The following is a 12455-nucleotide window of genomic DNA, read 5'->3' as shown; positions in this document are numbered from 1 at the left end:
TCCGGCTCCCGCGTCACTTCGGCCCTCTGCCTCAGGGGCTGGAGGCCGCGACCGGCGCGGACGCACCGGCGGTCACGAACAGATCCGGCCCGGAATCCGGGAAGCCACCACAGGCGCGATCGCCCGGTGCTACCGGATCACAGGGCCACTGCGCCCGCGCGACCTTCTCACGCAGCTCGAAGCGATCCCCAGTCCAGACCACGAAGGCCAGGTGCTCGCGGTTCCAGTCACTGTAGGCACGCGGACCGACCTTCTGCGCCGTCTCCGGGTACTGCACGAACCAGCGCATGGCCGGGCCGTACTGCAACTTGCTGTGGTCCAGGCTGATCCGGCCGTCGCGCGACAGCTGCCGCGCACGATCGGCCTCCGTCACCTGGGGCATGGCCGGCATGGCATCGGCGGTCACATCCCTCGGCGCGGCGTCCCCGCGAACCTGGTACACACGCTGGGCCACATAGGCCTCGCGGCAGTCACCCGCTGGCACACGTACCGGCTCCGCGCCGTACTCATCGCGGTTGGCGACCCGGTCGCTGCAGGTGAACGGTGCCGACACCAGGTAGAACGTGCTGTCGGCGTCGCGTCCTTCCAGCGAGCGCACCCAGATGTCGCCCATCCGCGCGATGAAGTCCGGGCGCTGGCCGTAGCCCGGCACCGCCTTGAACCAAACCTTCTGTTGCACCTCACGCTCGCGCCAGCTGCGCGGCAGGTGGATGTCCTGCTGGGGCAGCGCGACCAGCAGCGCGGCCAGATGCGCCGGCATCGTGCCCTGGCAGGCGCCGATCAGCAGCTCGGCCTGGGCCGCCAGCCGCCCAGCCAGATCCACCGGGCAGCGGGCACCAAGCGCACGCTCGGTCGCCTGCTCGGGCGGCAACGGCGCGATGACCAAGGCGGGTGGCGCGGGAGCTACCGCCGGGACGGCTGGCTCGACGACAGCAGGCGGTGCAGCGACAGGCGCCGCCGCTGCGGGTGCAACGGGCACAGGCGTCGGGTCCGCAGCCGGCGCCGGCTGCGCGTCCACCACTGGTGTCGCAGGAGGTGTCACGGCAGCCGGTACATCGGGAGCCGGCGCCGCGACAACGGCTTCGGTGGCCATGGGCGCTGCAACAGGTGCCATCCCTGCAGGCGCGTCAACGATCGCCTCGGCGGCGATGGGCGCCTCCACGACGGGCGCCGCTGTCTCCTGAGCCTGAGCCTGTGCCGACGCTGCGGCAAGTCCAAGTGACAGCAGCCAGAGCGGCGGCAGGCGGCGCGCGGATGCATCGCAGCGGGCAGCGACGTGCCGGGCATTCGAGGGAACGATTCGCATGTGGTGTCCTTCCGAGTGGGTTTCCATGTCGGCGCCACAGGGCGCCACGCGTCGTACGTAAAGCGCCGGCGGGTCCCCTGCCCGCCGGCATCAGGTGTTACAGGGATCGAGAACGCTGCTCCTGCTCGCGGGCGAGCGCGGCCGCCGGGTCCTGCTGGGCGACACTGGCAGCCAACTGCTGGCTGCTCTGCGCCAGCGGCTGCTGGGCGGCCTGCTCCCGGTCAACGGACGCACGCAGCATCGCCGGATCTCCCAGCGCGCCCTGCACCGCAAACAGCGTGCGCCCGTCGTTGCCCGCCAGCAGATGATCGATACGCGACAGGCCGGCCTTCTGCGCCCCCAGCGCCAATGCGCCAGCGGTATTGTCGAGCTCCTGTGCACTGCGCAGTCCATTCTGTGGTCCCATCTGCTGCAGGTGCCGGCGCGCATCATCGAACAACGCGTTGCCGGGCTCACCGGTCTGCGACATGTCACGGGCAACACTCTGCGCCGGCGCACCGACTTCGCCTCGATCCAATCGCGCCATCACATCAGGCGTCAGCTTCTGCTGCCACGCATCGAATCGCTGCTGGCGGGCCTCGATGCCGTTCAGGCCACCATTGATCGCGCGCGTCGCTTCGCGCACATCCTCACGCGCGGCTTCCGGCACACGTGTCTGCCACTGCCACACCGCAATACGGCCTGCGTGCTCGGGTTGCGCGGCCAGCTCCGGGTGATTCACCAGGTCCAGATCCAGCGCCTTTCCGGCACGCTCATAGTTTTCCTTGCCGACCAGCGGCAGATAGCCGCGGCCGTGATACTTCAATGCGTCGCCGGGCGCATCATTGCCCATGCGCCCGCCGTACATCAGCTCGGCCAGATTCTCCGGACGGCCGCGCAACGCGTCCTGGCGGGCGCCCTCAAGCGCGCCATTGCCATTGCGCCACGCCGCTTCCACTGGGATCTGCGAGATACCCCGGGTGAAGTTGAAACTTTCATTGAGCCGGCTCAGGCCACGGGACTCGTGCCCGGCCTGCGCCATGAAGTTGGCCAGTTCCCGGGACGAGGTGATGCCGGCCTCCGTGGCCTGCCGCAGCAACTGCGACTCTCTATCCTGCGACACGGTGAAACTCCTGCTCGATCATCGTTGGGTACTCCCGCCTCCTCACAGGCATGGCACTCAGGGCAAGCTCACGTCGGCGACAACGGACGGATCGAAATCCTCGAACCGCACCCGACCAAGTTCGGCCGCCGAGAAATCGCGCGTATGACTCGCCTCGGTCTCTGTGTCGACCACCCTGCGCTGCACGCCATGCACCCAACAGGCCTCGTCGGCCGGAACGTAGCGGAACGTGTAGATACTGCTCCAGCGCTCACGGCTCCCGCCGTTGGTGATCACACTGAAAGCGCCATCCTCGATGGTCACGTACGCGAAGGGGTCGCCGGCAATGCCCCCACGGGTGGAGCACGGCACCAGCTTGTCGTTGCGCGCGGCCAACTGCCATCGGCCCGCGGCGTCACCCAGCAGCAGCAACAACACCCGGTTAGGACCGTGCTCGCCGGGCACCAAGCCGTCGGGTGCCGGTTGATCGATCACCAGCAACTGGTCGTCGATCCCGTTGCCGGTGAGATCGCCGCGTACCGCCTCCAGCAGGTTCGCGCCGGACGGAACGAACGCCAAGGCATTGTCCATGTGTACGCCACTCCCCTTCTGCATCCCCTGCGACTCCTTCAATCCTGACCTTCCAGTACCCGCGCGACGACCGGGAAACCGTGCGCTGCGCTGCAGGCTCCGGTGTCCGCCATGGCGGATGATAGCCCCGCCCCGGCGGCGTCTGCGATGGTCGCAATCATCATCCGCATCGTGGGTCGTCAGAGTCCTCATGGACGGAAAAGCTCCTGCGCTCGATGGCACCGATGCGTCAGGATTTTGACGCGCACGCAGCTTACTTCGAGGAGGCGGCGCTCGTCGAAGGGGACTTTGGATGAAAAGCGCACTTGATCACAGAAAAAGCGCGGTTAACGTGAATGGCGCCTTATCCGAAAAACAAGTCCGCGGTGGATGGCACCGGGGATGCATCGCCCCCCGCAGCCCCGCCGGCCTGAGGCTGCGCGGAAAGCGTGCGCTGCCTATGCGGATGGGTGCGGGACCCTGCATGCTCTTTGTCGCCTCGCGTCGTGGCCAGCAATCGCGATCAACGCAACTGCTGCGCGCATGCGGCTCCTTGTGTGGCGTAGTCACGGATGTAGCCGTCCATCGTCAGCACCGTGATATCGCATCGATTGTTCACGTCACTGATGACATGCCCGTAAACGTTCAGCCCCTGCACACGCTCGCCACGATGCAGGTACAAAGTGCGCGAACCATCGGCCCCAATCTCCACGCGATCCGGTGTGCCCCATGTCCGCACGAATTCCTGCTCTGTCTTGCCGATCCACAGGTCCATGAGATTGTTGCGGCCCACGCGGTTAGCTGCTCGATGCGATTCATCCAGAGCCTTGGTCGTCTCCTTCTGGACACGCGCCAGATTCGCCTCCAGGCTGCGCTCAGTTCGGTCCATTTCGGCGTCGGTCGGCCGATAGGTGAATGCTGGTCGCTTGCCGTCCTTCCACAGGTCGCCCCAGATGAAATCAGCAGGTGATAGGCCGACGTCACCGATGGACAGGAAGCCGCGCTTCATCATTTCCGCGGGTACTTTGGCCTTGGGGTCAGGCCCCACGAGACAGGCAAACCGCACCAGTTGCACCTGCCACGGCGCGATCGCCTCGGTTCGCGGTTCGAATCTTTCCGGTGGGACATCCTCCATCGGGCGATCGCGCCACTGGACCAGGCTCATCCTCATGTCCACGGTGTTTTGTGAACAATTCACCCAGTACTTTCTGATCAGTCGATTTGGCTTGATCGCGTTCTCGTAGATGGTGTTGACCTGGATCTCGTATACCGGTTCCGGACCAGCGACCGGCTCACCGGATTTTGGTGGCTTTCTACGGCGCAATTGCTTCAGGTACGCATTCTGCTCCGCCGGCGTGGCACGCTGCAGGAAACCGACCAGATCCGAGCGGTCGCTGAGCGTTTGCGCATCGACCACCCATGCCTCCCGGTTCGGCGTTTCGCCACCGGTGAAAATGACCCAGCTATCAGTGGCATGTGCCGACGAAGCTGATACCAGCCCTCCAATCAGCAGGGCTACACGGCAGGGATTCTGCATGATTCGTTCCTTCGAATGGCGCGAAGACTTACGGCAATGCCGATGGTTCCTTATAGCACGGCCTAGCCCGCCACCTCGAACGACGCTCATTCTTAGCGCAAAGCCGGCGCATTAAGCGTGAGCGAAAGAAAGAAACAGCCAACTTCTCAGCAGGCCACCCTCAAAAGAACCATGTATTTCACATTTCTACTCCGTACGCATGGGGGCTATTGATTGCCGGGATGTGCAGCTCTGAGACCGGATTCGGCAACCCTGGCGGATTCCGACGACGGAAGGGTTGAACGTGCGGCCGCATGTCGATCATGCGCACCACTGTCTTGGCCGGACTACCCCTTCTCCGGAGCGGCCGGCGTGTAGTAACTACCCGGAGGCTGCCCACTCAGTCCCGGCGCCTGTGCCACCGGGCTGCCACCCATCTGCGAATATGCCATGAAGCTACCCAAGGTGCCCTGGAAGAACATGGCCGCTATTGGGGGCGCAGTCAGAATCAGGGTCGCCAGGATCAATCCCATGCCGCCCTGCTGCATCGCCTGACTGGTCATGCCGTCGCTGGACGCCCCCATCAGCGGGAACTTGTTCACCAGCGCTGTCACCCAGAACGACGCAGACACGCGAATCACCATGTCCAGCGCAATCGAGACCATGGCTGCCAATACCGCCATGGAGAACATGGTTCCAATGCCGTAGAACAGCCATCGCTGAAACAACTGCTTGGTCTTATCGAACAATAGATGAAGGATGAACTGCGCCCCAAGACAATGCACTCAGCACCACAGATTAAAGTTCGTAGAGATACTAATTGCAGAAAGAAATTTGATCTTCGAGAGCAACTTCAACGCACTTAATTTGACTGAACCTATGGCCAGCGACTCCAACCCCAAAGGCAAAGTCCACGTCCTAGGCGGAAGTGAGAAATAGAAATAGCCCGCTTCTCAGCAGGCCACCTCTAAAACAAATAAGCAGAACCTCGGCGTGCAACAAAGCTCACCCAACGCGAGGATTCCATCAGCGGAAAGGCTTAAACTCAGACATGCTGCACGCAGAGTAGATAACGGTACAACTGCGCCCCTTACCCTCGGATTCACAACGGCGCACTGATTCCGCCTTCGCATCCTCTTCATTAGGTGATCGATACGCCACGGTTGTCACGTCGGCCAGGGGTACTGAGCCAATCACCGGGCCGGCTAGCGCGGCGCATTGATTGTGGTACTCAAGAATAACTTTACACTTCTGCCCCCCCATGCGCTGACATTCAGAGAGCGCGAGAGACCTGGCTTCTCTCTTTGATTTTTTGACCTCTGCCACACCAATCGCCAAATTCTGGCCTACTTGATGGTCTGCGTCTTGCGCCAAAGCACCCCACCGGGTTTCCCACTTGCCAGTTGGCATGGGGCCATTGCTCTCACCACTAGTTTGACCGCCCGGAATTGGCGCACAACCTCCTACGCCCTGCCCTCCCACCGGGTACTGCCCTGGGGGGCACCGCCCTTCTGCCAACGCCACATTAGAAATAACGAGCAGCAAAAGCACGACAATGCACTTCATACTTACACCTCTATCAATCGACACTGTCATTTCACGCTCAGGCACCAGCCTGCCCATACTTTCCAGTATCTTGCTTGATCTCACCTGATCGCCCAATACCGTAACCAGAAGTCGCGCCGTGGCCGGAACTGACCGATGGAGCACTGGAATGATCCTTTGTCTGGGCTGGCGAATAGTAACTACCCGGAGGCTGCCCGCTCGGTCCCGGCGCCTGTGCCACTGGACTGCCACCTATCTGCGAATATGCCATGAAGCTACCCAAGGTGCCCTGGAAGAACATGGCCGCCATTGGGGGCGCAGTCAGAATCAGGGTCGTCAGGATCAATCCCATGCCGCCCTGCTGCATCGCCTGACTGGTCATGCCGTCGCTGGACGCGCCCATCAGCGGGAACTTGTTCACCAGCGCTGTCACCCAGAACGACGCAGACACGCGAATCACCATGTCCAGCGCAATCGAGACCATGGCTGCCAATACCGCCATGGAGAACATGGTTCCGATGCCATAGAACAACCATCGCTGGAACAACTGCTTGGTCTGGTCGAACAGAAGGCAAAGAATGAACAACGGTCCGAATCCGATGAACAACGCCATTGCTACTTCGTAGAGCAGAAGCATTGAACCCGCAGTTACCGCTGGACCACCGGTGCCGAGGCCGATGAACCACATGGCCCGGGTCTTGTCTTCCTGCAATCCAGGGTCATTCAGAATCTTGATGCCATCAATGCTGGACAGCGCCACCTGCATCCAAGCCAGACTCTTGTCGATCTGCTCTTCCGGCTTCTGATCCTTGCCAGTGACAACATGGGTGATCAGGCCCTTCACGTCCTCGGTCAGGAACTCATGAAGATCGCGCCCGAACATGCCCATGCTGGTGGCAACGGCCACAATCAACGCTGCGCGTGCCATGTTGGTTACCAGGACCATCATCGAGTCGCGGCTGCGGCCTGTAACGATTCGATAGCCTTGGATCAGCACCCACAAGGTCATGAGGGTCAGCGCGATGCCGCCCACCCACGCCATCATGTTGTCCATCAGGTCGAAGCCGAACTTGCCGATCCTGTCCCGCAGGTAGTCCAGGATCAGCTTGAAGAACACGAAATCGCCAATCGACTGGACACGTGCGACGTGCCCCATCAGATCCTGGAATCCGCCCGAAAAATCAAAGTTGGCAATCGACCTGATCGTCATACCCACATTCCCTTGGTAATACTGCAATCACATGAGGGGCGACGCTGACGCGCGCACCCTTGGTGCTCCATTCCATGCATCAGTCGATGGACAGCGCTGCCTTCAGCGCCGCCGTCTTGACCAGATCACTGGCAATGGTCTTCATCGGGTCGCCCTTCAACGCTGCCTGTGCGACTACCTTCTGATTGGCTTCCATCACCTCGATGTAGGCATCGTAGGCCTTCTGCTGTGCCTCGAAGGACTTTGCCTTGGCTGCCATGTCGTTTGCGGTGCGCAACGTGTCGTTCTGCGTTGCGTTGACGTTGCCGAGCAGATTGCTGACATTTCGCTGCTTCTCGATTGCATCGAGGCTATCGAAGAACGACGGCATCGTCTTGAGCATGAAGTCCACCGCATCGTTGTACTTGCGGTTCTGCATCATCCGGATGTTCACGCAGATCTGTTGCTGCTGATCTTTCCAATCGCCCTTGAAATTGAAAACGACCCGGGTCGCGAGAGTCTTCAGGTCGGTGCCGATTCCGCAGGTCTCGGCAACCAGATAATTGGGTGGCACCGGCGTCAGCGGGGCGGAATCCGGCAACCCGAAGGAATTCACGATGCCCTGGATCTGGACCATCGTCTCCTGGTACTCCTTGATCGTCTGCGCCCAGTCCCGTGCCCACTGGGTGTTCTCCTTGACGAACTGGTACTTCTCCTGGAAACGGGCCTGGTACGTATTGATCTGATTGAGGATGTGCTGCCACAGCGCAGGACCCGTTTCCTGCACCGGGCCGATGGCGCCCGCATTGGTCGCTGAGAGCGCCAAGGCAACGCCGAGCACCTTGGCCATCGGCTTGAGTACCTTGCGGGCGCTGGCCCGACGCTTGACGTTGTTCATTGGGAAACTCCTGTTGTTCTGATTGACGTCCACTTGCCTGTCTCCTGCTCGCACGGCCATCAGGCCGCGTCGGACCGGGGTTCCTTTCCCGATCCCTTCCGGTTCTTGTAGAAATCTTCCAGCCACTGCTCCGGGCTGAGCTCGTCTACAGTGACGCGATTGCGGACCGCGGCCGTCTGCAGGACCCGATGCATGACATCGATGTTGTCGGTCGAAGCTGAGATCACCGACAGGATGTCGTCCATGCCGCGCAGGTTGAGCTGGCACACGCTGGAGGCATGGCCCTGCTTGACCAGGAAGCAGCGCGAGCGCTCGTCCAGTGCAGTCACCACCCTGAACTCGGCCTCGGTCAGCTTCAGGCCGTCCATGTAGTCGCTCTTGCTGGCATTCGGGTTCGGCAGCAGGATCAGGGTAGCGGTCTGCTCGATCAGGGCGGCGGAGATATCGCTCTTCAGCGCATCTTCCGGGCTCTGCGTAGCGAAGATGCCGAGACCGTTCTGCTTACGGATGGTCTTCTGCTTGTTCTTCGCGAACTCCTTCAGGCCACCTTCGCCGTCCAGGATCTTCCAGAATTCGTCCATCACATAGATCAGCGGACGACCGTCGATCAGCGACTCCAGGCGGTGCAGCAGGTAATTGATCACCGGCACGCGCACTTCAGGATTGTCGATGATGTCGGTGTAGTCGAAGCCGATGATGTTGGCCTTGCTCAGGTCAACGGTATCGATCGGATTATCGAACACCCAGCCCAGCGAGTTGCCCGAGGTCCAGCGGCGCATGCGCGCGTAGAGGCCATCGTCGCCCATGTTGGGCAGGCTCTTCTGGAAGTTGGTCATGCTGCGCAGGTGCATCGGCGTATCGAGCATGCTCTCCACCGCCCGGTAGATATCCTCTTCCTCACGGGCGCTGTACTCGCGCTTGCCGGCCAGCACCTTGATCAGGTCAGCCAGGAACTGCAGGTTGGCTTCATTGTTCTCGCACTGGAACGGGTTGAAGCCGGTCGGTGCGCCATTCTCCAGGGCCAGATAGTTGCCACCGCAGGCGCGCACGAAGATCTCCGCGCCGCGGTCCTTGTCGAAGAAGAAGATGGTCGGCGACGGCTCGTACTTCTGCACCTGGCTGAGCAGGAAGTTGATCAGCGCGGTTTTACCGGTACCGGACTTGCCGATGACCATGGTGTTGGCGATCGCCTTCTCGCCGAGTGAATTCTCAGACGGATGGGTCGCGTGGAAATTGAAGTAGTACGGCTGGCCATTGGTGGTCTGCAGCGTGGTGACGCAGTCGCCCCACGGGTTGTTGTGCTGCTTACCGGTGGCGAAGTTGTGCAGCGGCGACAGGCCCAGGAAATTCAGAGAGCTGACATTGGCCAGTCGCGTGCGGTAGCGCCAGTTACCCGGCAACTGTGAGTAGAAGGACGAGGTAACGGCCAGATCTTCCTTGGTCGATACGAACCCGGCGTTGGACAGCTCGGCGCGGGTCGAGGCGACGTTCTGCGAAAGCTTGGCCTGGGTGTCGCCGTAGACCGCCATGATGAAGTGGTATTCACCCAGCACGAAGTTGCCCGACGACAGCTGATCCATGGCCTGGTCGAGCTCGACGATCTGGCTGACCGCCTTGTCGCCGGAGGAGATCATCATGCCCTTGGTGCGGTCGAGCACCTTCAGCGCGTCCTGGCGCCCCATCGGGCTGAACGAATGGGTGATGACGTATTCGTAGTCGAGGTACTTCAGGCCGTTGAGGATGCCCGGGTAAGTCCCCTCGGCATACTCCTTGATGTTCAGAATGGCGCCGTAGTGATTGGCACCGTTGGGAGTATTGATCGCAAAATCGCCGGTCTTGGCCGAGAACATGTGGCGACTGACCGGCAGGTAATCCTTGATCGGTGCCGACAGCACCGGCACCGGCTCGTCGATGCGATTGATCAGGTAACCGAACAGCTCCAGCGTTTCCGAGAACACCACGCCATTCTTGGCTTCGTACATACCCAGGCGATACGGCGCGTAGTCGCGGATCACGGCCTCGACGTTGCCGGCCAGTTCCATCAACTTCTCTACCGCCTGCTCCTGCTCGGCGCGCAGCTTCTCCACGTTCGCCGACTTTTCGACGAAGCGTTTGCCCGCCACCACCGGGCGATAGATCATGGTCAGGTACAGCTCGTTCTGCATGATGCGCTGCGAGGACAGCATGCCCATGTACTGGTCGGAAACGTCCTGGTTGAAGCGCTGCCTGTAGTTGCTCTTGCCCTTCAACGTGCGACGGCGACGGATGTCGTGCACCCAGAAGGCGACGTTGACAAAGTCAGGCGCGCGCAACGTCTGCAGCAGACGGTTGAACGTATTGTGGCGATGCTCGAGCTCCCACTCCTCGCGGCCGACGAACGGCAGCCCTTCCAGATGCCAGGTCAGCAGGTAGTCGCCGCCCGTGGTCTTGACCACGTTCGGGGCGACATGCGACGACAACGGGATGAACTCACTGATGGAGGTGTCAGGGCTGAACATACGACTGCTTCCAAAGAGGTACTGCCAAGAAGTTTCAAGAGACCTGGCGGGCGCGGACGCCCGCCAGGCCGGATCCGGACCTCAATCCATTCGGGCCGGCTTGTTGCGGTAGTGGTTGGGGTTGAGCACCCACATGCCATCGTGCTCCTGCACGTTGCGCACCTTCAGCTTGAACATCAGGCGCAGGCCCAGCAGACGGAAGATCATTTCGTCACGCTTGGCCATGTGCCGCATGATGAAGACCGCCACCGGAATGGTGAGCAGGAACCAGAAGTTCGTGTACATGCTGAGCAGCAACAGCCCGCCTGCCACCATGAAGAATGGCAGGTAGGGAACGCCCAGGAACATCGCTGGACGCGTGCAGCCGCGGAACACGACGTTCTTATGCACTGTAGTACTGGATCACGTGGTTGATCAGGTAGGAGGTGCTGGTGCCACCACCGCACTTGCCGTCGCTGCCATCACCCAGCAGCATGCGCGCGATCTGGCCTGCGGCGCCGATCAGCACACCACCGATCAGGATCGGGGCGACGTCAGCGATGCGCTTGTGCGCGAAGGCGATCTGGTAACCAGCGAAGATCACCGCGATGGTGACCACGGCGATCGAGGCGATGTTCAGCAGGCCGTTGATGTTGTTGAAGAAGCCGCAGACCTTCTTGTCGGTGCCGCCGAAGTCGGTGGCGCCGTTGGCGAAGACTTGCGGGGCAAACAGTGCGCCGACGAACAGAGTGGCCATCAGCAGGGTCTTCAGCGTGCGCTGGGCCTGGACGAGGTCGAGATTGGATCGCTTCATGGATTGATTTCCTTGTTGATGGACTAACACAACTGAATCGACCAGCCGGGGGACTGGCCGTACCACGACTTCGTCAGAACACGAAGGCCGCATCCCCTGCGGGAATCTGCTGCACCGGTGCGGACTGTGCCGGTGCGTTATATGAACTGCCATTGCCGGCCACTGGCTGATTGCGCTCATTCCAGGGCCGCAACATCACAGGGCCCTCGTTGCTGCCACCTGCAGCACCTGGCAACTGCTGCGGCATGGCCATCGCTTGCGCCGGACCCTGCTGAGGCAGCTGCTGCGGCATGCCACCGGCCTGTTGCTGCGGATAGGCGGCCCCTTGGGTGGGCTGCGCCTGTGGCTGCATCATCCGGTCCACCGAACCCAGCACTACCTTGGACAGCGTCTGGTCGGCGATGTTCAGCAGGCTGCCCCGCGCCATTGCACCGGTGGACGGATACACGACATACGCGCGTGCCGGGTCTTCCGACGGCACGTACACCGGGCCACTCGCCTGCGCAACGATGCGCGCCTGCGCCGGCGAAGCGAGCTGCGGGTGATGCTCGACCTTCACGCTGCGGCGTTCGCCGCGACTCACCACGTCGATCGGTGCAACACCATTGCTGGCAAGCTGCTGCCCGCGGCGCATCGAGTCATAGACCTTCTGCACATAGCCATGGCGGAAGCCGGTCTCGAAATTGCCCGAGTAGTAGCAACTGAATGACTTGCCCCAGTCACCACCGGAGCGCTTGTAGCACTCGGCGAGGATCCGAGAACCCGCTTGCAGGTTCGGGCATTGCTGGAAAGCCTTCTCGTAGGAATCCAGGCCGTACTTGCCCAGGTTATAGCGATTGACCTGGGCCAGCCCGATGGAGAAGTTGTAGCCTTTCTCTTCCAGCATCCGAACCGTCGCCAGCGCTTCATCCAGCGCTTTGGGCTGACGCGCCAACGCGCCGCCAACCACGCCGATGGCATAGGGATTGCGCGACGATTCAACGTTGATGACATGCTGCATCACGTCCATCGACACCGCCATCTCCGGGCACGCCATCATTTCAAGTCCTGGCAGCATCC

Annotated in this window: 11 protein-coding genes and 1 pseudogene; all 12 read right to left on the bottom strand. The window is 61.6% G+C overall.

The window, feature by feature from the left end:
* Positions 1 to 31: 31 nt before the first annotated feature.
* The 12 genes and pseudogenes from V9K93_RS13505 to V9K93_RS20810 all read right to left on the bottom strand — a co-directional run bounded on the left by V9K93_RS13505 (position 32) and on the right by V9K93_RS20810 (position 12453).
* A complete protein-coding gene (locus V9K93_RS13505) occupies positions 32 to 1306 on the bottom strand; it encodes a hypothetical protein (RefSeq protein WP_426355616.1) in 1275 nt (424 codons plus the stop codon).
* Between the two features lie 97 nt (positions 1307 to 1403).
* Entirely contained in the window at positions 1404 to 2408 is a 1005-nt protein-coding gene (locus V9K93_RS13500; protein WP_337302702.1) for an XVIPCD domain-containing protein, read from the bottom strand.
* Between the two features lie 57 nt (positions 2409 to 2465).
* The gene (locus V9K93_RS13495; protein ID WP_032129521.1) at positions 2466 to 3002 is read right to left on the bottom strand and encodes a hypothetical protein; all 537 of its coding nucleotides are present in this window, start codon (positions 3000 to 3002) and stop codon (positions 2466 to 2468) included.
* A gap of 478 nt (positions 3003 to 3480) precedes the next feature.
* Positions 3481 to 4494 (bottom strand): hypothetical protein, encoded by a 1014-nt coding sequence (locus V9K93_RS13490; protein WP_136638201.1) that lies wholly within the window; start codon positions 4492 to 4494, stop codon positions 3481 to 3483.
* A 338-nt stretch (positions 4495 to 4832) separates the two neighbouring features.
* Positions 4833 to 5249 (bottom strand): annotated as a pseudogene (locus V9K93_RS13485) (type IV secretion system protein); the annotation flags it as partial.
* 250 nt (positions 5250 to 5499) lie between these two features.
* Complete coding sequence (locus V9K93_RS20815; RefSeq protein WP_169050320.1) at positions 5500 to 5883, bottom strand: DUF4189 domain-containing protein; 384 nt, start codon at positions 5881 to 5883, stop codon at positions 5500 to 5502.
* A 193-nt stretch (positions 5884 to 6076) separates the two neighbouring features.
* Positions 6077 to 7228, bottom strand: coding sequence for a TrbL/VirB6 family protein (locus V9K93_RS13480; RefSeq protein ID WP_337302701.1), 1152 nt, complete (start codon positions 7226 to 7228; stop codon positions 6077 to 6079).
* Positions 7229 to 7307: 79 nt separating this feature from the next.
* Positions 7308 to 8105 carry a hypothetical protein gene (locus tag V9K93_RS13475; protein WP_049398226.1) on the bottom strand — a complete coding sequence of 266 codons (798 nt, stop codon included), beginning with the start codon at positions 8103 to 8105 and terminating at the stop codon, positions 7308 to 7310.
* A gap of 59 nt (positions 8106 to 8164) precedes the next feature.
* Positions 8165 to 10603 carry a VirB4 family type IV secretion/conjugal transfer ATPase gene (locus V9K93_RS13470; RefSeq protein ID WP_032129524.1) on the bottom strand — a complete coding sequence of 813 codons (2439 nt, stop codon included), beginning with the start codon at positions 10601 to 10603 and terminating at the stop codon, positions 8165 to 8167.
* Positions 10604 to 10684: 81 nt separating this feature from the next.
* Complete coding sequence (locus tag V9K93_RS13465; RefSeq protein WP_006374695.1) at positions 10685 to 10993, bottom strand: VirB3 family type IV secretion system protein; 309 nt, start codon at positions 10991 to 10993, stop codon at positions 10685 to 10687.
* The gene (locus V9K93_RS13460; RefSeq protein WP_049436633.1) at positions 10986 to 11396 is read right to left on the bottom strand and encodes a TrbC/VirB2 family protein; all 411 of its coding nucleotides are present in this window, start codon (positions 11394 to 11396) and stop codon (positions 10986 to 10988) included. The genes V9K93_RS13465 and V9K93_RS13460 overlap by 8 nt, the downstream gene beginning before the upstream one ends.
* 73 nt (positions 11397 to 11469) lie before the next feature.
* On the bottom strand, positions 11470 to 12453 hold the full coding sequence (locus tag V9K93_RS20810; protein WP_426355615.1) for a lytic transglycosylase domain-containing protein: 984 nt from the start codon (positions 12451 to 12453) through the stop codon (positions 11470 to 11472).
* Positions 12454 to 12455: the final 2 nt, after the last annotated feature.

The sequence above is a fragment of the Stenotrophomonas sp. CCNWLW162 genome (assembly GCF_037203745.1).
In the GTDB taxonomy this organism is placed as follows: domain Bacteria; phylum Pseudomonadota; class Gammaproteobacteria; order Xanthomonadales; family Xanthomonadaceae; genus Stenotrophomonas; species Stenotrophomonas maltophilia_AQ.
This window is presented reverse-complemented; position numbering and strand designations above follow the sequence as displayed.

Excerpts from the sequence above, each read along its gene's own strand:
- V9K93_RS13505 (WP_426355616.1), bottom strand. The coding sequence starts at position 1,306 with ATGCGAATCGTTCCCTCGAATGCCCGGCACGTCGCTGCCCGCTGCGAT.
- V9K93_RS13495 (WP_032129521.1), bottom strand. The coding sequence starts at position 3,002 with ATGCAGAAGGGGAGTGGCGTACACATGGACAATGCCTTGGCGTTCGTT.
- V9K93_RS13480 (WP_337302701.1), bottom strand. The coding sequence starts at position 7,228 with ATGACGATCAGGTCGATTGCCAACTTTGATTTTTCGGGCGGATTCCAG.
- V9K93_RS20815 (WP_169050320.1), bottom strand. The coding sequence starts at position 5,883 with ATGCCAACTGGCAAGTGGGAAACCCGGTGGGGTGCTTTGGCGCAAGAC.
- V9K93_RS13460 (WP_049436633.1), bottom strand. The coding sequence starts at position 11,396 with ATGAAGCGATCCAATCTCGACCTCGTCCAGGCCCAGCGCACGCTGAAG.
- V9K93_RS13490 (WP_136638201.1), bottom strand. The coding sequence starts at position 4,494 with ATGCAGAATCCCTGCCGTGTAGCCCTGCTGATTGGAGGGCTGGTATCA.
- V9K93_RS13475 (WP_049398226.1), bottom strand. The coding sequence starts at position 8,105 with ATGAACAACGTCAAGCGTCGGGCCAGCGCCCGCAAGGTACTCAAGCCG.
- V9K93_RS13470 (WP_032129524.1), bottom strand. The coding sequence starts at position 10,603 with ATGTTCAGCCCTGACACCTCCATCAGTGAGTTCATCCCGTTGTCGTCG.
- V9K93_RS20810 (WP_426355615.1), bottom strand. The coding sequence starts at position 12,453 with ATGCTGCCAGGACTTGAAATGATGGCGTGCCCGGAGATGGCGGTGTCG.